This window comes from Agrobacterium sp. 16-172Ci, from assembly GCF_053522725.1.
In genome coordinates, this window is the sequence record NZ_JBNWBW010000001.1 from 16,568 (window position 1) to 38,502 (window position 21,935).

19 protein-coding genes and 1 tRNA gene are annotated in these 21,935 nt (G+C 59.5%); 17 read left to right on the forward strand and 3 right to left on the reverse strand.

The genetic code is table 11. The features are described from left to right. The first annotated feature begins 14 nt into the window (after positions 1-14). The 9 genes from polA (at position 15) to ACQZ40_RS00130 (ending at position 10,984) form a co-directional block, all read left to right on the forward strand. The gene (gene polA, locus ACQZ40_RS00090) at positions 15-3,014 is read left to right on the forward strand and encodes a DNA polymerase I (RefSeq protein ID WP_433822143.1); all 3,000 of its coding nucleotides are present in this window, start codon (positions 15-17) and stop codon (positions 3,012-3,014) included. A gap of 266 nt (positions 3,015-3,280) precedes the next feature. Next, positions 3,281-3,466, forward strand: coding sequence for a 50S ribosomal protein L32 (gene rpmF, locus ACQZ40_RS00095; RefSeq protein ID WP_003507205.1), 186 nt, complete (start codon positions 3,281-3,283; stop codon positions 3,464-3,466). A 187-nt stretch (positions 3,467-3,653) separates the two neighbouring features. After that, entirely contained in the window at positions 3,654-5,456 is a 1,803-nt protein-coding gene (locus ACQZ40_RS00100; RefSeq protein ID WP_448747370.1) for a sensor histidine kinase, read from the forward strand. Next, the gene (locus ACQZ40_RS00105; protein WP_196378209.1) at positions 5,453-6,799 is read left to right on the forward strand and encodes a sigma-54-dependent transcriptional regulator; all 1,347 of its coding nucleotides are present in this window, start codon (positions 5,453-5,455) and stop codon (positions 6,797-6,799) included. Before ACQZ40_RS00100 ends, ACQZ40_RS00105 begins: the two co-directional genes overlap by 4 nt. Positions 6,800-6,997: 198 nt before the next feature. Then, entirely contained in the window at positions 6,998-7,981 is a 984-nt protein-coding gene (locus ACQZ40_RS00110; protein ID WP_065654776.1) for a tripartite tricarboxylate transporter substrate-binding protein, read from the forward strand. 101 nt (positions 7,982-8,082) lie between these two features. Beyond that, positions 8,083-8,544 carry a tripartite tricarboxylate transporter TctB family protein gene (locus ACQZ40_RS00115; protein ID WP_065654775.1) on the forward strand — a complete coding sequence of 154 codons (462 nt, stop codon included), beginning with the start codon at positions 8,083-8,085 and terminating at the stop codon, positions 8,542-8,544. Positions 8,545-8,553: 9 nt separating this feature from the next. Continuing rightward, complete coding sequence (locus ACQZ40_RS00120) at positions 8,554-10,059, forward strand: tripartite tricarboxylate transporter permease (RefSeq protein WP_065654774.1); 1,506 nt, start codon at positions 8,554-8,556, stop codon at positions 10,057-10,059. A 147-nt stretch (positions 10,060-10,206) separates the two neighbouring features. Next, the gene (locus ACQZ40_RS00125) at positions 10,207-10,419 is read left to right on the forward strand and encodes a SlyX family protein (RefSeq protein ID WP_059759493.1); all 213 of its coding nucleotides are present in this window, start codon (positions 10,207-10,209) and stop codon (positions 10,417-10,419) included. A 13-nt stretch (positions 10,420-10,432) separates the two neighbouring features. Then, complete coding sequence (locus ACQZ40_RS00130) at positions 10,433-10,984, forward strand: DUF924 family protein (protein WP_448747151.1); 552 nt, start codon at positions 10,433-10,435, stop codon at positions 10,982-10,984. A gap of 66 nt (positions 10,985-11,050) precedes the next feature. On the opposite strand, the gene dnaJ is transcribed toward ACQZ40_RS00130, so the two are convergent. The 3 genes from dnaJ to ACQZ40_RS00145 all read right to left on the reverse strand — a co-directional run bounded on the left by dnaJ (position 11,051) and on the right by ACQZ40_RS00145 (position 14,578). Beyond that, a complete protein-coding gene (dnaJ, locus tag ACQZ40_RS00135; RefSeq protein ID WP_003507223.1) occupies positions 11,051-12,187 on the reverse strand; it encodes a molecular chaperone DnaJ in 1,137 nt (378 codons plus the stop codon). Between the two features lie 90 nt (positions 12,188-12,277). After that, positions 12,278-14,179, reverse strand: a complete 1,902-nt coding sequence (gene dnaK, locus ACQZ40_RS00140) for a molecular chaperone DnaK (RefSeq protein ID WP_065654771.1) — start codon at positions 14,177-14,179, stop codon at positions 12,278-12,280. A 309-nt stretch (positions 14,180-14,488) separates the two neighbouring features. After that, positions 14,489-14,578 (reverse strand) — tRNA-Ser (locus ACQZ40_RS00145). A gap of 220 nt (positions 14,579-14,798) precedes the next feature. Here ACQZ40_RS00145 and ACQZ40_RS00150 point away from each other — a divergent pair. The 8 genes from ACQZ40_RS00150 to ACQZ40_RS00185 all read left to right on the forward strand — a co-directional run bounded on the left by ACQZ40_RS00150 (position 14,799) and on the right by ACQZ40_RS00185 (position 21,934). After that, a complete protein-coding gene (locus tag ACQZ40_RS00150; protein ID WP_003524345.1) occupies positions 14,799-15,116 on the forward strand; it encodes a hypothetical protein in 318 nt (105 codons plus the stop codon). 74 nt (positions 15,117-15,190) lie between these two features. Beyond that, positions 15,191-15,841 (forward strand): peptide-methionine (S)-S-oxide reductase MsrA, encoded by a 651-nt coding sequence (msrA, locus tag ACQZ40_RS00155; protein WP_065654769.1) that lies wholly within the window; start codon positions 15,191-15,193, stop codon positions 15,839-15,841. 214 nt (positions 15,842-16,055) lie between these two features. Then, entirely contained in the window at positions 16,056-17,048 is a 993-nt protein-coding gene (locus ACQZ40_RS00160) for a BMP family lipoprotein (RefSeq protein WP_065654768.1), read from the forward strand. 82 nt (positions 17,049-17,130) lie between these two features. Next, positions 17,131-18,636: an ABC transporter ATP-binding protein gene (locus ACQZ40_RS00165; RefSeq protein WP_448747371.1), complete on the forward strand. Its 1,506-nt coding sequence runs from the start codon at positions 17,131-17,133 to the stop codon at positions 18,634-18,636. Between the two features lie 7 nt (positions 18,637-18,643). Next, positions 18,644-19,747 carry an ABC transporter permease gene (locus tag ACQZ40_RS00170; RefSeq protein ID WP_003524352.1) on the forward strand — a complete coding sequence of 368 codons (1,104 nt, stop codon included), beginning with the start codon at positions 18,644-18,646 and terminating at the stop codon, positions 19,745-19,747. 6 nt (positions 19,748-19,753) lie between these two features. Next, a complete protein-coding gene (locus ACQZ40_RS00175; RefSeq protein WP_078051448.1) occupies positions 19,754-20,725 on the forward strand; it encodes an ABC transporter permease in 972 nt (323 codons plus the stop codon). Positions 20,726-20,744: 19 nt separating this feature from the next. Then, on the forward strand, positions 20,745-21,134 hold the full coding sequence (locus tag ACQZ40_RS00180; RefSeq protein WP_003524353.1) for a cytidine deaminase: 390 nt from the start codon (positions 20,745-20,747) through the stop codon (positions 21,132-21,134). After that, positions 21,134-21,934, forward strand: a complete 801-nt coding sequence (locus tag ACQZ40_RS00185) for a purine-nucleoside phosphorylase (protein WP_127756659.1) — start codon at positions 21,134-21,136, stop codon at positions 21,932-21,934. Before ACQZ40_RS00180 ends, ACQZ40_RS00185 begins: the two co-directional genes overlap by 1 nt. The last annotated feature ends 1 nt before the right edge of the window (position 21,935 follow it).

Consider the following 21,935-nt stretch of genomic DNA (forward strand, 5'->3'; position numbering starts at 1 on the left):
TATCCATGCTACCCATGAAAAAAGGCGATCATCTCTTCCTCGTTGACGGTTCCGGTTTCATTTTCCGGGCCTTCCATGCAATCCCGCCGCTGAACCGCAAGTCGGACGGGCTGCCGGTCAACGCCGTCTCCGGTTTCTGCAACATGTTGTGGAAGCTGCTGAAGGATGCGCGCAATACCGATGTCGGCGTGACGCCGACCCATTTTGCAGTGATTTTCGACTATTCGTCGAAGACTTTCCGCAACGAGCTTTATGATCTCTACAAGGCCAACCGCACCGCGCCGCCGGAAGATCTGGTGCCGCAATTCGGCCTGATCCGGGAGGCGACGCGCGCCTTCAACCTTCCCTGCATCGAGACTGAAGGCTTCGAGGCGGACGATATCATCGCCACCTATGCCCGGCAGGCCGAGGCGATCGGCGCCGATGTCACGATCATCTCCTCCGACAAGGATCTGATGCAGCTCGTCACGGCCAATGTACACATGTACGACGCCATGAAGGACAAGCAGATCGGCATTCCGGACGTTGTCGAGAAGTGGGGCGTAGGCCCTGAAAAGATGATCGACCTGCAGGCGATGACCGGCGATTCCACCGATAATGTTCCGGGCATTCCGGGCATCGGCCCGAAGACGGCGGCGCAATTGCTGGAGGAATACGGCGATCTCGATACGCTGCTGGCGCGGGCAGGCGAAATCAAGCAGCAGAAGCGCCGCGAAAATATCATCGCCAATGCGGAGCTTGCGCGCCTTTCCAGACAGCTTGTAGCGCTCAGAACCGATGTGCCGCTGGATCAGTCTCTCGAAGCGCTGGTGCTCGAACCGCAGAACGGCCCGAAACTGATCGCCTTCCTGAAGGCGATGGAATTCACGACTTTGACACGCCGGGTTGCCGAGGCAACCGAAACCGACGCTTCCGCCATCGACCCCGCCAATGTGCCGGTACAATGGGGTGCCGATGCCCATGGTCCCGATCTCGATGCGCCGGCCGCTGCCGTGAAGGCTGGCGAAGTGGCCACTAGCGCCGCCGGCGCTTCGGCTTCGCCTGCCGCTCCGGCAAGGAAAGTAACGGGGGAGGGCAGCGCGCCCGCTGATCTCGCCACAGCGCGACAGGCGCTTTTTTCCGCCGCCAAGATCGATACGACCGCCTATCTGACGATCAGGGATCTTGCGACGCTCGACCGCTGGATCGCGGCCGCCCGGGAAACAGGCGTCGTCGCCTTCGATACGGAAACGACCTCGCTCGACCCGATGCAGGCGGAACTTGTCGGTTTTTCTCTGGCGATTGCCGATAACGGCAAGGATGCCACGGGCACCGATATCCGGGCCGCTTATGTTCCTTTGACGCACAAGACCGGTTCCGGCGGCGATCTCTTCAGCGACGGCATCAAACTGGCCGAAGGGCAGGTGCCCTTTGCCGAGGCGCTGGCGCGTCTGAAGGACCTGCTCGAGGATGAGGCCGTTCTGAAGGTCGCGCAGAACCTGAAATATGACTATCTGCTGATGAAACGCCACGGCGTCATCATGCAGAGCTTCGACGACACGATGCTGATTTCTTATGTCCTCGAGGCCGGCAAGGCCACGCATGGCATGGATTCGCTGTCCGAACGCTGGCTCGGCCACACGCCGATCGCCTATAAGGACGTGGCGGGATCGGGTAAGTCGAGCGTCACCTTCGATTTTGTCGATATCGACAAGGCAACCGCTTATGCTGCGGAAGATGCCGATGTCACCCTGCGGCTCTGGATGGCGCTGAAGCCGAGGCTTGTTTCGGAACGGCTGACCAAGGTTTACGAGCGGCTGGAGCGCCCCCTCGTGCCGGTTCTGGCGCATATGGAAGAGCGCGGTATCACCGTCGACCGGCAGATTCTCTCGCGTCTTTCCGGCGAACTCGCCCAGAAGGCTGCCTCCTTCGAAGAGGAAATCTACGAGCTGGCGGGCGAGCGCTTCAACATCGGATCGCCAAAGCAGCTTGGCGATATTCTGTTTGGCAAGATGGGCCTGCCGGGCGGTTCCAAAACCAAGACCGGGCAATGGTCGACATCAGCGCAGGTTCTCGAAGATCTCGCGGCGGAAGGCGTCGAACTGCCGCGCAAGATCGTCGACTGGCGGCAGCTGACGAAACTGAAATCGACCTATACGGATGCACTGCCCGGATATATCCATCCCGAGACGAAACGGGTGCATACGTCCTATGCGCTCGCCTCCACCACCACGGGGCGTCTGTCCTCCTCGGAGCCGAACCTTCAGAACATCCCGGTTCGCACCGCCGAAGGCCGCAAGATCCGCACGGCTTTCATCTCCACGCCCGGCCACAAGCTACTGTCGGCCGATTACAGCCAGATCGAACTGCGCGTGCTGGCCCATGTTGCCGATATTCCGCAGCTGCGCAACGCCTTCGAAAACGGCATCGACATTCATGCCATGACGGCATCGGAAATGTTCGGCGTGCCGGTGGAAGGCATGCCGTCGGAAGTGCGCCGCCGCGCCAAGGCCATCAACTTCGGCATCATCTACGGCATTTCCGCCTTTGGCCTCGCCAACCAGCTCAGCATCGCCCGCTCCGAAGCCGGCGACTATATCAAGAAATATTTCGAGCGTTTTCCCGGAATTCGCGATTACATGGAGGCGACCAAAGCCTTCGCCCGCGAAAACGGCTATGTCGAAACGATTTTCGGCCGCCGTGCGCATTATCCGGAAATCCGCTCCTCCAACCCTTCGGTAAAAGCCTTTAACGAACGCGCGGCCATCAACGCGCCGATCCAGGGCTCGGCCGCCGATATCATCCGCCGGGCCATGGTCCGCATCGAGCCTGCGCTGGAGGCCGAAAAGCTTTCCGCCCGCATGCTTTTGCAGGTGCATGACGAACTCATCTTCGAAGTCGAGGAAGCGGAAATCGAAAAGACCTTGCCGGTCGTCGTCTCCGTTATGGAAAACGCGGCCATGCCCGCGATTTCCATGAGGGTGCCGCTGAAAGTGGATGCCCGCGCGGCTGACAATTGGGATGAGGCGCACTGACTGGCGAGCCGGCTTTCTGTGAATTCCGGGACATGAACCACTTCAACGAGCGTGTCGTTTTCGATAAGCTGTGAGGCGTGATATGCGATGCCTGAGGGCAGCTCGCCGCGCTGATTCCGTTGAATCGGAAAAAATGCGCGTCAGGGCTGGTCAAAGCCCGTTTGGGCATGTATAAGCGCGCCAAATTTCCGATATCGAGACATCCGACATTCGGCCTTTGGTTCTGGCCGGTTCCGTTGTTTCGCCGCTTAAGTGGAGTAACAAAAATGGCTGTACCAAAAAGAAAAACAAGCCCGTCCAAGCGCGGTATGCGCCGCTCGGCTGACGGTCTCAAGTCTGCGACCTACGTTGAAGACAAGAACTCCGGCGAACTGCGCCGTCCGCACCATATCGATCTGAAGACCGGTATGTATCGCGGCCGTCAGGTTCTGACGCCGAAGGAAAGCGCATAAGCTTTTCTGAAATCATCTTTGCAAAAAACCGGTCCTCGTGGCCGGTTTTTTGTTTTCAGGAACGTCCACCTGCCTTTTCCGCTCACTTGGAAAATTCGGCCGCTCCTCCTACACTCTTTCAGGGAGAGCAGGTTTCGGTGCCTGCAACAGGAGGGGAGCTTCGGTGAAATATCGCTGGTTTGTGTTGATGCTTCTCAGCCTTGGTCTCGGTTACGGCGCCGTGACGAGAGGTGGCGGCATCATCGCGGAAAGCTATTTCGGCGAAATGTCCGAGCAGGGCCGCACGACGCTGCGGCTGGCCGTCTCTGCTCTCGGCGGGCTTTTGAACCGTTACGAGCCGCTGCCGGCGCTGATTGCCGACCATGACGACATTGAGGAACTGGTCGCACATCCCAAGGATGCCGAACTGCGCCAGCGCGCCAATATCTACCTCAAATCCATCAACACCCTGCTGGAATCCTCCGATATCTACATCATCACGCTGGATGGGGAGACCATCGCCGCCAGCAACTATGATGGGCCGACGAGTTTCGTCGGTGAGAATTTCAGCTACCGTCCCTATTTTCAGGATGCCGCCAAGGGCTTCCAGTCACGCTTCTTCGCGCTTGGCACCACCTCGCACAAGCGCGGTTATTATTTTTCAGCGCCCATTCTCTTCAACGAGGAGATCAAGGGCGTCATCGTCTTCAAGGTTGATATTGAAGGCATAGAAGCGTCATTCGGCGATGGTGAGAACCGAATTCTGGTATCGGACCCGGAAGGCATCATCTTCATGACCGGAACGTCGCAATGGCTTTATTCCGGCCTGATGCCGCTGACACCCGAAAGGCTGGCGCGAACGGAGGCTTCCCGCCGCTACGCCAATGCCACCCTTAAGGAATTGCCCCTGAAAAACGGCAATTTCGGTTCGCATCAGCTGATGACCATCAGCCAGAATGACGGTGAAAGGGAATATATGGTCCTGTCGCAGCCGATGCCGGACGCGGGCTGGACAGTCAGCGTGCTGATGGACACGGGTTCGCTCCGAACGCAGGTGAAGACGGCGATGATAGCCATCATCCTCTGCCTCTGCCTGGCGGCCGCCCTCATCGCCGCCATGCTGCAAAGGCGTCGTCGTCTGCGGGAGCGCCTGACGCATCAGGCGGAGGCGCAGGCGGAGCTGGAACGACGGGTGGAGGAACGCACGGCCGATCTGGCGCGGGTCAATCAGGAGATCGAGCACGAAATCGCCGAACGCCGCCAGACGGAAAAGCAATTGCGCAAGATGCAGAACGATCTGGTGCAGGCGGGCAAGCTAGCAGCGCTCGGGCAGATGTCGGCGGCGCTATCGCATGAGTTCAATCAGCCGCTCGCAGCCGCCAAGAACTACGCCGAAAACGCCTCGCTTCTCGTGGAGCGGGGACGGCTGGAGGAGGTGACGGAAAACCTCAGGCGCATTTCGGGCCTTATCGATCGCATGGCTTCCATCAGCAAGCATCTCAGGAATTTCGCCCGCAAGCCCAATGAAAAAATGGCCGCGGTAAGTCTTGAAGCCGTCCTTCGCGATACGCTTGAAATCGTCGGTGCGCGGCTGAAGGCCGCCGATGCGGTGCTGGATGTGGATCTCGGCCGTGTGCCGCTTGCCGTGAAGGCCGGCCCGGTGCGGCTGCAGCAGGTGCTCGTCAACATCATCTCCAATGCTGCCGATGCGGTGGAGGGGCGGGAGGATCGCCGCATTGCGCTGCGTGCCGTGCAGCATGGCCAGTCGGTGTCGATTTTCATTCGTGATCGCGGTCCGGGCGTGCCGGCGGCAATTTCAGAACGCATTTTCGATCCTTTCTTCACCACCAAGGGCGTGGGACGCGGCCTCGGTCTTGGCCTGTCCATCTCCTATAACATCATCAAGGACTTTGGCGGCCAGCTCCGTGTCAGAAACCATGACGAGGGCGGGGCTGAGTTCGAGATCGAATTGCCGGCCGCCGCCTGGCGCGTGGAGGCTGCTGCGGAATGACCATGTCGCGGGTTCTGTTGATCGATGACGAGGAAGAATTGCGCTTTTCCACCGCGCAGGCGCTGGAGCTTTCCGGTTTTGCCGTCACCATGCTCGCAAGCGCGGAACATGCGCTCGAACTCATCGGCTACAGCTTCGACGGCGTCGTGGTCAGCGATATCAGGATGCCCGGCATGGATGGCATGACGCTGCTGCAGAAGGTGCGGGAGCTCGATCCTGAAATACCTGTCATCCTGATGACGGGCCATGGCGATGTGCAGCTCGCGGTCAACGCCATGCGCAACGGCGCGTATGATTTCATCGAAAAGCCGTTCACGCCGCAATATCTCGCCGGCATCATCAAAAGGGCGAATGATCGGCGGGCGCTTGTACTGGAAAACCGCCGCCTCAAGGCGGTAGCGGGCAAGCATGACGATCTCGAAACGCGTCTGCCCGGCAGAACCCAGATCATGGTCGATCTGCGGTATCGTATCCGCGCCATTGGCGCGACGGACGCCGATACGCTGATCGTCGGTGACACGGGCGCCGGCAAGGAGGTCGTGGCGCGGGCGCTTCACGACATCAGCGCCAGAGCCAACCGGCCCTTCGTGGCGATCAATTGCGCCGCCCTTCCGCAGACGCTGATTGAAAGTGAACTATTCGGCCACGAGGCCGGTGCGTTTCCGGGAGCGCTGCGCCCACGCTACGGCAAGTTCGAACATGCTCGCGGCGGCACCATATTGCTCGATGAGATAGGCTCCATGCCCTTCGAATTGCAGGGCCGCTTCCTGCGTGTCTTGCAGGAACGGGTGATTACCCGTCTCGGCTCGAATGAAACGGTCGAACTCGATGTCCGTTTCATCGCCACCAGCAAGGTCGATCTGGAACAGGAAGTCGCGGCTGGCCGGTTCCGTGCCGATCTTCTTTATCGGCTCAACGTGGCGACACTTCTCGTGCCGTCGCTCTCGCAGCGCAGCGCAGATATACCGCTACTTTTCCTGCACCTCGTGCGGGAAGCCGCTGCCCGTTACGGGCGGGAAGACACTGACGTGCCGCAAAGTCTGCTTTCGGCCGTCTCCCTGCGTGAATGGCCGGGCAATGTGCGTGAATTGCGCAATGCCGCAGACCGCTTCGTTCTCGGTCTGGAAAGCGATGTTTCTGAAGCCTCGCTGCCGTTTCAGGGTGACGGAAAAGCGGCCCTTTCCGCACGGGTCGCGGCTTACGAAAAAAGCCTGATCGCACATGCAATCGCCGCACATGGCGGAAATCTGAAGTCCGTCTATGAGAATCTCGGCATTTCGCGCAAAACGCTCTACGAAAAAATGCAGAAATACGGGCTGCAGCGGCACATGACCGAGGTCTGATGGGTGGATTTCCACCCATGGATGAGCCCCTATGGGTAGAAATCCACCCATTGCCGTTCAGGGACAGCAATAAAAGCGCACCTCACGACAAGACCGCCATTGCTGAACGGCGATCCCGGATCGCAAATATCTCACCCCGGTCGCCATGGAGGAGCATGCGCGGCTGAAGTGGCGAACATTTTCATCCGGGAGGAATCGATGAAAATACTGAAGACAGTCACCGGCCTTGCTGCCGCCGCTGCCGTTTCCCTTTTTGCGCTGTCCGCATCCGCTCAGAACTATCCGGAGCGCAACATCACCATGGTCGTGCCCTTTGCCGCGGGCGGCCCGACGGATACGGTTGCGCGCCTTGTCGCTGAATCCATGTCGAAGGACCTTGGCCAGCAGATCATCGTTGAAAATGTCGGCGGCGCAGGCGGCACGCTGGGTGCTGGTCGTGTGGCATCGTCCGATCCGGACGGCTACACCGTTCTTCTCCACCATATCGGCATGGCCACCAGCGCCACGCTCTACCGCAAGCTCGCCTACGACACGCTGAACGCTTTCGAATATGTCGGCCTGGTCACCGAAGTGCCGATGACCATCCTGTCGCGCAAGAACCTCGAGACGACGGATCTGAAAGGTCTGATCGAATACGCCAAGGCGAACAAGGACAAGGTCACCGTCGCCAATGCCGGCATCGGCGCCGCCTCGCATCTGTGCGGCATGCTGTTCATGAGCGCCATCGAAACCCCGCTCGTCACAGTCCCTTACAAGGGCACGGGCCCGGCCATGACCGATCTGCTCGGCGGCCAGGTTGACATCATGTGCGACCAGACCACCAATACCACCAAGCAGATTCAGGGCGGCACGGTGAAGGCTTACGCCGTAACCACCGCCAAGCGGCTGGATGTGCTGCCTGATGTGCCGACAGTCGTTGAAGCGGGCCTGCCGAAACTCGAGGTCGGCATCTGGCACGGCATTTACACGCCTAAGGGCACGCCTGCTGAAATCAATGAAAAGCTCTCCAAGTCGCTCCAGGCCGCGCTGAAGGACAAGAATGTCGCGGCCCGGTTCGCCGAACTCGGCACGACGCCTTCCCCGGAAAGCGATGCGACGCCTGCGGCGCTGAAGGCCAAGCTCGAAAGCGAAATCGCTCGCTGGAAGCCGGTCATCGAGTCCGCCGGCCAATACGCCGACTGATGGAGCAACGGAATGACCGGCGGCGCTATGCCGCCGGTTTTCTGCTGTCGTTTTAACCCGCGGAACGGTGTGTCGCTGGCCGCAGTGGAGGGGCATCTTTCATGAAGTCGTTTTTTATTGACCCTGCCGAAGCAGCCTGCGGGGCAATTTTCATCGGTTTTGGCGCTTTTTTCGCCTTGCAGTCCTACGGGCTTGATTTGGGAACCACATTCCGCATGGGGCCGGGTTACTTTCCGCTCGTTCTCGCCATCGTCTTGATCCTGCTTGGAAGCGTCATATTTCTTCGCGCTACCCGGGTGCAGGGAGACGCCATCGGAGCCATCGCCTGGCGGGGGATTTTTTTCATTCTGCCCGCACCCATCTTTTTCGGCCTCACGGTCCGGGGACTTGGTTTCGTACCGGCACTGTTTTTCAGCGCCCTCATCGCAGCCTTTGCCTCGCACAAGATGAGCCCGCTGATGGCCGTTGCCATTTCCGCGGCCATCACGGTCTTTTCCGTCGCAGTGTTCAACTACGGTCTCGGGCTGCCTTTCCAGCGCTTTGGCCCATGGCTTAACTTTTAAGGTGCCGTGATGGAGCTGTTCAATAATCTCGCTCTCGGTTTTTCGACGGCGTCGTCGCTGGAAAACCTGTTTTTCTGCCTCATTGGTGTGCTGCTCGGCACGCTCATCGGCGTGTTGCCGGGCATCGGCGCAACGGCCACCATCGCCATGCTGTTGCCGATCACCTTCCAGCTGGAGCCGGTCTCTTCGCTGATCATGCTCGCCGGTATCTATTACGGCGCGCAATATGGCGGTTCCACCACCGCAATCCTTATCAACATGCCCGGCGAATCCTCCTCCGCCGTCACCGCCATCGACGGGTATCAGATGGCGCGCAAGGGCAAGGCGGGGGCTGCCCTCGCCATTGCCGCCATCGGCTCGTTCTTCGCCGGCACGGTTTCCACCTTCCTCGTGGCGATCTTCGCTCCGCCTCTGACGGCGATTGCGCTGGAATTCGGCGCGGCGGAATATTTCTCGCTGATGGTCGTCGGCCTTGTTTCGTCCATTGCGCTTGCCCATGGCTCCATCGTCAAGGCGCTGGCCATGGTCGTGCTGGGCCTGCTGCTGGGTTTGGTCGGCACCGATATCTATAGCGGCACACCGCGTTTCACCCTCGGCATCCGCGAATATGCCGACGGTCTGAACTTCGTGGCCGTGGCCGTCGGCGTCTTCGGTATCGCCGAAATCCTGCGCAATCTCGAAAATGAGCGCACCCGTTCGGTGCTGATCGCCAAGGTCAGCGGCCTGATGCCGACACGGGAGGATTTCAGGAAAATGATCGCGCCGGTGCTGCGCGGCACGGTCATTGGTTCCGCTCTCGGCATTCTTCCGGGCGGCGGCGCGATCCTTGCGGCCTTCGCTTCCTATACGGTGGAAAAACGCGTCTCCAAGAACCCGGAAGAATTCGGGCATGGCGCGGTTGCCGGCGTGGCCGGTCCGGAATCCGCCAACAATGCCGGCGCCCAGACGTCCTTCATCCCGCTGCTCACGCTGGGCATTCCCGCCAATCCGGTGATGGCGCTGATGATCGGCGCGATGATCATTCAGGGTATCGTGCCAGGTCCGAACGTTGCGACTGAACAGCCGGCGCTGTTCTGGGGCATCATCGCCTCGATGTGGATCGGCAACCTGATGCTCGTCATCCTGAACCTGCCGCTGATCGGGCTATGGGTAAAGCTTCTGACGGTGCCCTATTATGTGCTGTTCCCCATCATCATGGCCTTCTGCGCCATCGGGGTCTACAGCGTCAATTCCAACGTCTTCGATCTCTATGCCGTCGCCTTCTTCGGCTTCATCGGTTACGTGCTGGTGAAACTGCGCTGCGAGCCGGCGCCGCTGCTCCTGGGCTTCGTGCTTGGGCCGCTGCTGGAGGAGAACCTGCGCCGCGCCATGATCCTGTCGCGCGGCGATCCGACCACCTTCGTCACCCGGCCGATCAGCGCCACCCTGCTTTTCATTGCTCTGGCCGTGCTGATCGTCGTCTTCCTGCCCAGCGTGAAGAAGAAGCGTGAAGAGGTTTTCGTAGAAGAAGACTGAGGAATACCAAAACTCGGATGCCGGCGATGGAAACATCGCCGGCTTTTTCCGTTTCTGGATCGCCATGACGAATTCGCTTCACCAAAGCGACATATGGTTGACTCAGGTGCTTTTAGGCCCAAGGAAGGGCTGGAAAGAGAGGTCGATATGACGTCGGAAACCGAAAAAAGGATCATCGCGCTCGAGGAAACGGCCGCGCATCAGGCGAAGGTGATAGAGGAGCTGTCCGATCAGCTGGCGGAACAATGGAAGGTGGTGGAGCAGACCCGCGCCAAGCTCGACCGCCTGACGGAGAGGTTCCTGAGCCTGGAGGAACAATCGCTGGACGCGCCCGCGATCACTCGACCGCCGCATTATTGACAGGGAAGAGCCAATGAAAAACGAAACCGCCGCGCTGGCCGCCGATATCGTCGATTTCTGGAAGAAGGCCGGACCGGACAAGTGGTTCGACAAGGACGCGGCCTTCGATAACCACTTTCACGACCGTTTCCGCGATGCCCATTTTGCTGCCGCCAGACGCGAATTGGACAAGTGGCTGGAGGGTGCGGAAAGCAGTCTCGCGCTGATGCTTCTGCTGGATCAGTTTCCGCGCAACTGCTTTCGCGGCACCGCTCACATGTATGCAACCGACCCGCTGGCGCGGCTCTTTGCCGACGAGGCCATCCGCCGCGGGCATGACCAGGCGGTGGGCGGGGATTTGCGCGTTTTCTTCTACCTGCCCTTTTCCCATGCGGAGGATATCGCCGCCCAGCGGCGTGCCTGCGACCTGAACCAGCCACTTGGCGGGCTTTATCTTCATCATGCCGAAGAACATCGCGATATCATCGAGCGTTTCGGCCGCTTTCCGCATCGCAACGACATTTTGCTGCGGGAAACGACGCCGGAGGAACGGCAATATCTGGAAGAAGGCGGCTTTTCCGGCTGAGTCGGAAATGAAAACGCCGCCAGTCCCGAAGGATGGCGGCGTTCTTAAAGCATGGGGCGGCGACAATCAGCCGTCGAAGAATTCCTTCATCCGGGCGAAGAAGCCCGTCGATTCCGGATTGTTCTCCTTGGAGGAGAGCTGCTCGAACTCCTGCAACAGCTCGCGCTGACGCTTGCTGAGTTTCTGCGGCGTTTCGATCTGAATCTGGATATAGAGGTCGCCCGTCTGCGCCGAACGCAGAACCGGCATTCCCTTACCCTTCAGACGGAACTGTTTGCCCGGCTGGGTTCCTTCCGGAACCGTAACGCGCGATTTGGTGCCGTCGAGCGTCGTGACGTCGAAGGTGCCGCCAAGTGCTGCCGTCGTCATGGAGATCGGTACGGTGCAATAAAGGTCGGCGCCGTCGCGCTGGAAGAATTCATGCGGACGCACGGACAGGAAAATATAAAGATCACCCGCCGGGCCGCCACGCATGCCAGCCTCGCCTTCGCCCTGCAGGCGAATGCGGGTGCCGTCCTCGATGCCCGAGGGAATGTTGACGGAAAGCGAACGCTCTTCCGTTACACGGCCCTGACCGTGGCACTTGCCGCAGGGATCGGAGATCGTCTGCCCGCGACCATGGCAGGTGGGGCAGGTGCGTTCCACCGAGAAGAAGCCCTGCGCCGCGCGCACGCGGCCGGAACCCTGACAGGTCGCGCAGGTCTTAGGCTGCGTGCCGGGCTTTGCACCCGAACCGGAACAGACATCGCAGGTGATCGAGGTCGGAACCCTGATCTGCGCCGTCTTGCCGGTGAAGGCCTCTTCCAGCGTGATTTCCATATTGTAGCGAAGGTCGGCGCCGCGCTCGCGTCCGCCGGAAGAGCGGCGCGCACGGCCACCGCCCATCATCTCGCCGAAGATGTCTTCGAAAATATCCGAGAAGCCGCCATTGGCGAAACCGCCGCCGCCAAAGCCGCCACCGCCGCCCATGCCGCCATTTTCAAATGCGGCGTGGCCGAAACGGTCATAGGCCGCGCGCTTCTGCGGGTCCTTCAGCGTTTCGTATGCTTCGTTGATTTCCTTGAATTTCTGCTCGGATTCGGCGTTATCCGGGTTCTTGTCCGGATGGTACTTCATCGCGAGTTTGCGGAAGGCGCTTTTCAGCTCTTTTTCGTCCGCGGTCTTGCTGACGCCAAGTGTTTCGTAAAAGTCTGCTTTCGCCATTAAGATAACAAGCCCCGCAAATGGATTTCCGGCTGCACGTCGGCAGCCGGATGTCTTGCATATGGTGTGAGGAGTTGGGAAGTCGCGCTATTATGCGGACTTCTTATCGTCCTTGATTTCTTCATAGTCGGCATCGACGACATCATCCTTGCCTTCTGCAGAAGCATCGCCGGCCTCGGCCTGCTGTGCTTCGTAGATGGCCTGACCGAGCTTCATGGAGACTTCCATGAGGGTCTGGGTCTTGGCCTGAATGTCGTCTGCGTCAGGCTCAGCGGCTTCGACAGCGGTCTTCAGGGCGGCAATGGCGTCTTCGATCGCCTTGCGGTCGGTCTCGGAAACCTTGTCACCATATTCCTTCACCGACTTCTCGGTGGAGTGGATGAGGCTTTCGGCCTGATTCTTGGCTTCCACACCCGCACGACGCTTCTTGTCGGCTTCGGCATTGGCTTCGGCGTCCTTCACCATCTTCTCGATGTCCGCGTCGGAGAGACCGCCGGAAGCCTGGATGCGGATCTGCTGTTCCTTGCCGGTGCCCTTGTCTTTCGCCGAAACCTGCACGATGCCGTTGGCGTCGATATCGAAGGTTACTTCGATCTGCGGAACACCACGCGGTGCCGGCGGCAGGCCGACGAGGTCGAACTGGCCGAGCAGCTTGTTGTCCTGCGCCATTTCACGCTCGCCCTGCGAGACGCGGATGGTCACGGCCGACTGGTTGTCTTCGGCGGTCGAGAAGGTCTGGCTCTTCTTGGTCGGGATCGTCGTGTTGCGATCAATCAGACGGGTGAAGACGCCCCCCAGCGTTTCGATGCCGAGCGACAGCGGGGTCACGTCGAGCAGCAGGACGTCCTTGACGTCGCCCTGCAGAACGCCGGCCTGGATGGCGGCGCCCATGGCGACCACTTCATCCGGGTTCACACCCTTGTGCGGCTCCTTGCCGAACAGCTGCTTGACGACTTCCTGTACCTTCGGCATGCGGCTCATACCACCGACGAGAACGACTTCGTCGATCTCGGAAGCGGAGACGCCTGCATCCTTGAGCGCTGCCTTGCAAGGCGCAACGGTGCGCTGCACGAGGTCATCGACCAGGCTTTCGAACTTGGCGCGGGTCAACTTCAGCGTCAGGTGCTTCGGACCGGAAGCATCGGCCGTGATGAACGGCAGGTTGATTTCGGTCTGCTGCGAGGACGACAGCTCGATCTTCGCCTTTTCGGCTGCTTCCTTCAGGCGCTGCAGGGCAAGCTTGTCGTTCTTCAGGTCGATGCCCTGATCCTTCTTGAACTCGCCGGCCAGATATTCCACCAGACGCATGTCGAAGTCTTCACCGCCAAGGAAGGTATCGCCATTGGTGGACTTCACTTCGAAGACGCCGTCGCCGATTTCCAGCACGGAAATATCGAAGGTGCCGCCGCCAAGGTCGTAAACGGCAATCGTCTTGCCGTCCTTCTTGTCGAGGCCATAGGCGAGTGCCGCCGCAGTCGGCTCGTTGATGATGCGCAGAACATCCAGACCGGCAATGCGGCCGGCATCCTTGGTTGCCTGACGCTGGGCGTCGTTGAAGTAGGCAGGAACCGTGATAACGGCCTTCTCGACCTTTTCGCCGAGATAGGATTCAGCCGTTTCCTTCATCTTCTGAAGGATCATCGCGGAAATCTGCGAAGGGGAATAGGGCTTGTCCTGCGCCTTCACCCATGCGTCGCCATTGTCACCCTTGACGATTTCAAAGGGGACCAGAGCCTTGTCCTTTTCGACGGTCGGGTCTTCATAACGGCGGCCGATGAGGCGCTTGACCGCAAACAGGGTGTTGGTCGGGTTGGTGACCGCCTGGCGCTTGGCCGGCTGGCCGACAAGGCGCTCGCCATCGTCGGAAAATGCCACCATGGACGGCGTGGTACGCGCGCCTTCCGCGTTTTCAATTACTTTCGTGTCCTTGCCGTCCATCACTGCGACGCAGGAGTTGGTCGTGCCAAGGTCGATACCGATTACTTTTGCCATGCTCTTCTCTCCTTGAAGCGAGTTGCCGGAACCCCGTGAGGCATTCTTGTGGCAACTCCTTGACTTGGATTTGCAGCCTTCGCTGCTGTTATGCGGCGTATATAAGGAGCGATTTTTCCTGCTGCAAGGCGCAAGACAGGGGGAAGCGCAGCAAAAAAGCGCAGGAAACCCCTGTCTGTGCAGAAGCATAGCCATCACGGCTTGCGGAAGCGGGAAAACGCGGCTTGGGCTCTACACGGCGCTGCCGGTCGGCATCGCGGCGAGCGACCCGTTGAGACTGGCTTTTAACGGTATCGGGGTGAGGTGAAATGGCGGACAGGGTGGGATTCGAACCCACGGTACGCTTTCACGCACACACGCGTTCCAGGCGTGCGCCTTAAACCACTCGGCCACCTGTCCTTTTTCAAATCTGCATGTTTTGAAGAATGCAAATCACTGGAACGGCGCGATATATACCGATGAATTCGCAGGGATCAACACGAATCTGACAGTTTTTTGAAATGTCGGCAATTTCCTGTGTTCCGATGCGATTGCAAACCGGTTTTCCCGCCTTTATCGATGCAATATAGATTTCAAAATATGGCTGCCTGACCGGCAGATCGTAAACGAGGTGTCCCTGATGAAAGCTTTTTTGCGGTTTTTGAGCTTTCTTTTCCTCGTGGCGGCGGTTTTTCTGGGTGTGCTCGATTCGGTCCGCTCGGTTTCCACCTCCTCGGTCAACATCACCGGCATCCTGTCCGTCTGGAACTATCTGCTTCCTGCCTCGCGCACCATGGTGGAAGCGGCCATGGCTCACTATATTCACCCTGAAGCGTGGCGCTTCATTGAAAATGCCCTGTCGGCGGTGCCCGCATTTGCCGTTTCCCTGGCGCTTTCCCTGCTCTGCTGGATGGCGGGTTACAGGAAACACAAGGCGATGAGACGTTTATCGGCCTGACTTATATCTGTCGAAATGGGCGCCCGCAGACGTGAACCATGAGAAGCGGCGGAACTGGCCGCATGGAGGACCGAATGTTCCTGTTCGATACGCTTTCAAAAAAAACGACGATGCCGACAGAAGAAACCGCCTTGCCCGGCCGTGAAGAGGCCCTTGCGGTGCCGGAAGCCCATTTCGTCAATGGCCGGCCCTTGAAGGGGCCTTATCCGGACGGACTTGAAACCATCTATCTCGGCATGGGCTGCTTCTGGGGTGCGGAACGGTTGTTCTGGAAAACGCCGGGCGTGTGGGTGACGGCGGTGGGTTATGCCGGCGGCTTCACCCGCAACCCCACCTATCAGGAGACGACCACGGGCCAGACGGGCCACGCCGAAGTGGTCAAGGTTGTCTACGATCCGGCCGTGATCTCGCTCCCGGGCCTGCTGAAGATATTCTTCGAGGAGCATGATCCGACACAAGGGATGCGGCAGGGCAACGATGTCGGCACGACCTACCGTTCCGCCATTTACGCGACGACGGAAGGGCAGTTGCAGCAGGCGCAGAAGGCGAGCGATGCTTTTCAACAGGCTTTGGACGAGGCCGGCCATGGTAGCGCCATCACCACCGAGATCGGGCCGCTTGAAAAGTTTTATTACGCTGAAGACTACCATCAGCAATATCTTGCCAAGAACCCGGGCGGCTACTGCGGACTGAGGGGAACCGGCGTAAGCTGCAATATCGACTAGATTTTTTGCAGGTCGCCCCGGTGGAAAGACCAAAAAAGCGCCAGAATAAAGTTTTTCCACCGGGTCAAAAAAACCGGATGAATTTTTCATTGAGCCATGCAAGGATATGAGGCAAGCACAGCCGGGAAAACGGCTGGCGGTTCCGCAGACATTCCCGGTTAACGGGATTGCGGGAGGACCCTTATAATATCAATTGCAACAACAGGGCTGCACAATGAAAAAATCCCTTCTGACGCTTTTTGCGCTTGCCGCAATGTCGGCTTCCGCGCTCGCCGCGGATATCAAGCCGGCGCTGGTCTATGGCACGGGCGGCAAGTTCGACAAGTCGTTCAACGAGGCCGCTGCGGCCGGCGCTGAAAAGTTCAAGGCGGAAACGGGCATCGAGTTCCGCGATTTCGAGCCGACCAGCGACACGCAGGGCGAACAGGCCATCCGCAACTTCGCCAGCAAGGGCTTCAACCCGGTCGTTGCGATTTCCTTCATCTGGGAAGCGCCGATGGCCAAGGTTGCGGCGGAATATCCCGATACCAAGTTCGTGATCGTTGATACCGTTGTAGATGCGCCTAACGTGCGTTCTGTTGTTTATAAGGAACATGAGGGCTCTTACCTCGTAGGTCTTTTGGCGGGCATGGCCTCCAAGACCGGCAAGGTTGGCTTCGTCGGCGGAATGGATGTTCCCTTGATCCGTAAATTCGCCTGTGGTTATGCACAGGGCGCCAAGGCCGCCAACGACAAGATCGAAGTCTTCCAAAACATGACGGGAACGACGGGTGCAGCCTGGAACGATCCCGTCCGCGGCGGTGAACTCACCAAGAACCAGATCGACCAAGGCGCCGACGTGATCTACGCGGCAGCCGGTGCGACCGGTCTCGGCGTTCTGCAGACAGCCGCAGACAATAAGAAGCTTTCGATCGGCGTCGATTCCAACCAGAACCACCTGCATCCCGGCTCGGTTCTGACGTCCATGGTCAAGCGGGTCGATCTCGCAGTTTATAACGCGTTCAAGGATGCCAAAGACGACAAGTTCACAGCTGGCGTCGTGGCGCTCGGCGTGAAGGAGGACGGCGTCGCTTACGCGGTTGACGACAACAACAAGGCTTTGATCACACCGGAAATGACTGCTGCCGTGGACAAGGCGAAGGCCGACATCATCTCTGGCGCCGTCAAGGTCCATGACTATATGGCGGACAAGTCCTGCCCGAAATGATATGATACAAGCTTGGGGCGCATGATGATTTTCATCTTGCGCCCTTTTCATATCCAGCCTTCGGAGAGGTTTCGGTTTGAGTATGGACCCTGCAATCGAACTCGTGGGCATCGACAAGAAATTCGGTGCCGTTCACGCCAACAAGAACATCAATCTGACCATTGCCAAGGGCACAATCCACGGCATCATTGGAGAAAATGGCGCGGGAAAATCTACCCTGATGTCTATTCTCTATGGGTTTTATCAGGCAGACGCCGGTGAAATCCGCATAAAGGGCACGCCAGTCTCGATCCGCGATAGCCAGGCAGCAATCAATGCCGGTATAGGCATGGTGCATCAACACTTTATGCTGGTGGAAAATTTCACAGTGCTGGAAAACGTCATGCTTGGTGCTGAAGGCGGCGCGACGTTGTCGAGTGGCCGGGCTGGCGCACGTAAGGAACTGAAACGCCTGGAGGACGATTACGGTCTGGACGTCGATCCGGATGCGGTGATCGAAGAACTGCCTGTCGGTCTCCAGCAGCGCGTCGAAATCCTCAAAGCGATGTATCGTGGCGCCGAAATCCTGATCCTCGATGAGCCGACCGGCGTTCTGACGCCGGCCGAGGCCGATCACCTTTTCAAGATACTCGGCGTCCTGCGCGAGCAGGGCAAGACCGTCATCCTCATCACCCACAAGCTGCGCGAAATCATGGCGATCACGGATTCCGTCTCCGTCATGCGCCGCGGTGAAATGGTCGCCACCCGCAAGACCTCCGAAACCAGCGTCGAGGAACTGGCCGAACTGATGGTTGGCCGTCGCGTTCTGCTCAGGGTGGAAAAGGGCGAGACGACGCCGGGCGATGTTCTGCTCTCCATCCGCAATCTGACTGTCAAGGACAGTCGCGGCGTCACCATGGTGGATGATGTCTCGCTCGATGTCCGTGCCGGTGAAATCGTCGGCATTGCCGGCGTGGCGGGCAATGGCCAGTCGGAGCTGCTCGAAGCCATCGCGGGCATCCGCAAGCCCCATTCGGGCGAGATATGGGTGGATGGCCAGAAGGTCGACCGCCCCGATCCGGCAATTTTGCGCAGGCTCGGCCTCGCGCATATCCCGGAAGACCGCCACCATATGGGGCTGGTACTGAAATTCGAGGAATATGAAAACTCCATCCTCGGTTATCACCATGATGAGCGTTATGGCAAAGGGCCTTTCCTCAACCCCGAGGCCATCCGCAGGGATGCGGTCGAAAAGATCGAGAAATACGACATTCGCCCGCCGAATCCGCAGTTGAAGACCGCCAATTTTTCCGGCGGCAATCAGCAGAAGATCGTCGTCGCCCGCGAAATCGAACGTGACCCGAAGATGCTGGTCATCGGTCAGCCAACCCGCGGCGTGGATATCGGCGCCATCGAGTTCATCCATCGCCGCATCATCGAGATGCGCGATGCCGGAAAGGCGATTTTGCTGGTTTCTGTCGAACTCGATGAAATCCGTTCCCTTTCGGATCGGATCATGGTCATGTTCGCCGGTCGTGTCGTTGGAGAAAAAACGGCGGAAGCCGAAGAACAGACGCTGGGCCTGATGATGGCCGGCATCGCCGCATGAGGCATGAATGAGCACCGCTTCCGTACCCCTACCAAACTGGATCAGCTACGGCCTGCTGCCTTTGCTGAACGTTGTTACTGCCTTTCTGATTTCCGGCCTCGTTGTCTGGTCTATCGGTGAAAGCCCGCTGGCGGCGCTGCGCCTGCTCATCGAAGGTGCGCTCGGCCGTGGCGATGCCATCGGCTTCACGCTGTTCTACACGACGAGCTTCATCTTCACCGGCCTTTCGGTCGCCGTGGCCTTCCATGCCGGCCTCTTCAACATCGGTTCGGAAGGTCAGGCCTATATTGGCGGGCTGGGTGCTGCGCTGGTGGCGCTGGCGCTCGACCGTTACGTGCCGTGGTATGTGACGATGCCCTTCGCCGTCATCGGTGCCGCGCTTTTCGGCGCAGCCTGGGCCTTCATTCCGGCATGGCTGCAGGCAAAACGCGGCAGCCACGTCGTCATCACCACCATCATGTTTAACTTCATCGCGGCTGCGCTGATGGTCTATCTGCTGGTGAATGTGCTGATCGTGCCGGGCAAGATGGCGCCGGAAACGCGCACCTTTCTGCCGGGCGGGCAATTGCCGAAGCTCGACTGGTTGATGGCGCTGTTCGGCCTCAAGCTCGGGCCGGCGCCGTTCAACGTCTCCTTCATCATCGCGCTGGTCATGTGTTTCCTCGTCTGGGTGCTGATCTGGCGCACCAAGCTCGGTTATGAGATGCGCACGCTCGGCATCAGCCCATCCGCTGCCATCTATGCCGGCATTCCCTATGCGCGCACGGTCATCATCGCTATGCTGATTTCCGGCGGTCTGGCGGGCATGATGGCGCTGAACCCGGTCATGGGCGCTTCCGCCCGCCTGCAGGTGGAATTCGTCGGCGGTGCTGGCTTCGTCGGCATTGCCGTGTCGCTGATGGGGCGAAGCCATCCGCTCGGCATCATCTTCGCGGCATTGCTGTTCGGTATTCTCTATCAGGGCGGCGCTGACCTTTCCTTCGAGATGCCGAATATTACCCGCGAGATGATCGTGGTCATTCAGGGTCTGGTGATCCTTTTTGCCGGCGCGCTGGAATATATGTACCGGCCGGCGGTCGTCCGCATCTACCAGCGTTTGGCAAAGGGATGAGCTGATATGGATTTCTTCGATATGCTGGTCAGCATCCTCGGCTCGACCGTCCGCCTCACCATCCCGCTGCTCTTCACCGCGCTCGCCGGGCTCTTTTCCGAACGCGCGGGCGTGTTCGATATCGGCCTTGAAGGCAAGATGCTGGCGGCGGCCTTCGCCTCTGCCTGCGTCGCCTATCTCACAGCGGACCCATGGGCGGGTCTGCTGGCGGGCATCACCGTCTCCATCCTCTTCTCGCTGATCCATGGTTTTGCCGTCATCACCAACCGTGGCAACCAGATCGTATCCGGGGTGGCGCTGAATTTCATCGCCGCCGGCCTGACAGTGGTTCTCGGACAGGCCTGGTTCGGGCAGGGCGGCCGCACGCCGCAATTGCCGGCAGAGGGCCGCTTTGCGCCGATCATCCTGCCAGGCGCGGATGCGATGCGTGAGGTGCCCTTCATCGGCCCGCTCTATGCCAATGTCATTTCCGGCAACAATATCCTCACCTATCTCGCCTTTCTGGCGGTACCGCTGTCGTGGTGGGTGCTTTACCGCACCCGTTTCGGCCTGCGTCTGCGCGCCGTCGGTGAAAATCCGGGCGCGGTGGATACGGCCGGCATTTCGGTGACATGGATGCGCTTCCGCGCCGTCATCGTCGCCGGTTTCCTCTGCGGTTTTTCGGGGGCCTATCTCGCCGTTGCGCAGTCGGCGGCCTTCATCGCCAACATGTCGGCCGGCAAGGGCTATATAGCGCTTGCGGCGCTGATCTTCGCGAAATGGAAGCCGGTGCCGGTCATGTTCGCCTGCCTGCTCTTCGGTTTTCTGGATGCCTTCGCCAACTTCATGCAGGGTAAATCCGTGCCCGGTATCGGCGAGGTGCCGGTGCAGATATTCCAGGCCATGCCCTATATTCTGACCTGCATCCTGCTTGCCGGTTTCATCGGCGTCGCCAAGCCCCCCAAGGCCGGTGGCGTTGCCTATGCGAAGGAGCGTTAAATCCATGTCCCGAGATCCGATGTCCCATGCCCTGTTCGAGGCAGCGGTGGAGGCCATGGCCTTTGCCCATGCGCCCTATTCGAAATTTCCGGTCGGTGCGGCGATCCGCGCCGAAGACGGCAAGATTTACAAGGGCGCCAATATCGAGAACCTGTCCTTCCCGCAGGGCTGGTGCGCTGAACCTTCCGCCATCAGCGCCATGATCATGGGTGGGGCGAAGAAGATCAGCGAAATCGCGGTTATCGCCGAAAAGCTTGCTCTCTGCCCGCCCTGCGGCGGCTGCCGGCAGAAGATCGCCGAATTCGCGACGCCGGACACGAAAGTCTATCTCTGCGACGAAACCGGCGTGCAGAAGGTCATGACCATGGAGGAGCTTTTGCCCTTCAGCTTCAAGACAGAGCTGCCCTGATGCCGGATACGCTGATCGATATTCTGGTGGAGCGCCTGAACGGCCTGATGCCGCGTGTCGCCATCGTCCTCGGCTCGGGTCTCGGTTCGCTGGTGGAAGACGTCAGCGATCCGATCCGGGTGCCCTATGCCGAACTTCCCGGTTTTCCTGCGAGCGGCGTTTCCGGCCATGCGGGCGAGCTGGTGGCGGGCTATCTTGGTGGTGAGCCGGTCATGATGCTCTCCGGCCGTGTGCACTACTACGAAAAGGGCGATCCGTCCGCCATGCGCGCGATCATCGGGGCGCTGGCCGGTCTCGGCGTGCAGTCGCTCATCCTCACCAATTCGGCAGGTTCGGTCAGGCAGGATATGCCGCCCGGCTCGGTCATGCAGATCACCGATCACATCAACTATTCCGGCATGAACCCGCTGATCGGCGAGGAAAGCGACCGCCGCTTCGTCGGTATGACCACCGCTTACGATCCCGATCTGATGCTTGCCATGCGCAACGCCGCCATCCGCGCCACGGTGCCTTTGTTCGGCGGCGTCTATATGTGGTTTTCCGGACCGAGCTTCGAAACGCCGGCGGAAATCCGCATGGCGCGGCTGCTGGGGGCGGATGCCGTTGGCATGTCCACCGTGCCGGAAGTCATCCTTGCGCGCTTTTTCGGGATGCGCGTTGCCGCCGCATCGGTTATTACCAATTACGGTGCCGGCATGACCGGCGCGGAACTGAGCCATGAAGAAACCAAGGATATGGCTCCCGTGGGCGGCAAGAGGCTTGCTGCCATTCTGAAGGAAATGATCGCAGGAGGAGCGTGAC

Excerpts from the sequence above, each read along its gene's own strand:
- rpmF (WP_003507205.1), top strand. The coding sequence starts at position 3,281 with ATGGCTGTACCAAAAAGAAAAACAAGCCCGTCCAAGCGCGGTATGCGC.
- ACQZ40_RS00110 (WP_065654776.1), top strand. The coding sequence starts at position 6,998 with ATGAAAATACTGAAGACAGTCACCGGCCTTGCTGCCGCCGCTGCCGTT.
- ACQZ40_RS00100 (WP_448747370.1), top strand. The coding sequence starts at position 3,654 with ATGCTTCTCAGCCTTGGTCTCGGTTACGGCGCCGTGACGAGAGGTGGC.
- ACQZ40_RS00105 (WP_196378209.1), top strand. The coding sequence starts at position 5,453 with ATGACCATGTCGCGGGTTCTGTTGATCGATGACGAGGAAGAATTGCGC.
- polA (WP_433822143.1), top strand. The coding sequence starts at position 15 with ATGAAAAAAGGCGATCATCTCTTCCTCGTTGACGGTTCCGGTTTCATT.
- ACQZ40_RS00170 (WP_003524352.1), top strand. The coding sequence starts at position 18,644 with ATGAGCACCGCTTCCGTACCCCTACCAAACTGGATCAGCTACGGCCTG.
- ACQZ40_RS00180 (WP_003524353.1), top strand. The coding sequence starts at position 20,745 with ATGTCCCATGCCCTGTTCGAGGCAGCGGTGGAGGCCATGGCCTTTGCC.
- dnaJ (WP_003507223.1), bottom strand. The coding sequence starts at position 12,187 with ATGGCGAAAGCAGACTTTTACGAAACACTTGGCGTCAGCAAGACCGCG.
- ACQZ40_RS00160 (WP_065654768.1), top strand. The coding sequence starts at position 16,056 with ATGAAAAAATCCCTTCTGACGCTTTTTGCGCTTGCCGCAATGTCGGCT.
- ACQZ40_RS00125 (WP_059759493.1), top strand. The coding sequence starts at position 10,207 with ATGACGTCGGAAACCGAAAAAAGGATCATCGCGCTCGAGGAAACGGCC.
- ACQZ40_RS00120 (WP_065654774.1), top strand. The coding sequence starts at position 8,554 with ATGGAGCTGTTCAATAATCTCGCTCTCGGTTTTTCGACGGCGTCGTCG.
- dnaK (WP_065654771.1), bottom strand. The coding sequence starts at position 14,179 with ATGGCAAAAGTAATCGGTATCGACCTTGGCACGACCAACTCCTGCGTC.
- msrA (WP_065654769.1), top strand. The coding sequence starts at position 15,191 with ATGTTCCTGTTCGATACGCTTTCAAAAAAAACGACGATGCCGACAGAA.
- ACQZ40_RS00175 (WP_078051448.1), top strand. The coding sequence starts at position 19,754 with ATGGATTTCTTCGATATGCTGGTCAGCATCCTCGGCTCGACCGTCCGC.
- ACQZ40_RS00115 (WP_065654775.1), top strand. The coding sequence starts at position 8,083 with ATGAAGTCGTTTTTTATTGACCCTGCCGAAGCAGCCTGCGGGGCAATT.
- ACQZ40_RS00165 (WP_448747371.1), top strand. The coding sequence starts at position 17,131 with ATGGACCCTGCAATCGAACTCGTGGGCATCGACAAGAAATTCGGTGCC.
- ACQZ40_RS00130 (WP_448747151.1), top strand. The coding sequence starts at position 10,433 with ATGAAAAACGAAACCGCCGCGCTGGCCGCCGATATCGTCGATTTCTGG.
- ACQZ40_RS00150 (WP_003524345.1), top strand. The coding sequence starts at position 14,799 with ATGAAAGCTTTTTTGCGGTTTTTGAGCTTTCTTTTCCTCGTGGCGGCG.
- ACQZ40_RS00185 (WP_127756659.1), top strand. The coding sequence starts at position 21,134 with ATGCCGGATACGCTGATCGATATTCTGGTGGAGCGCCTGAACGGCCTG.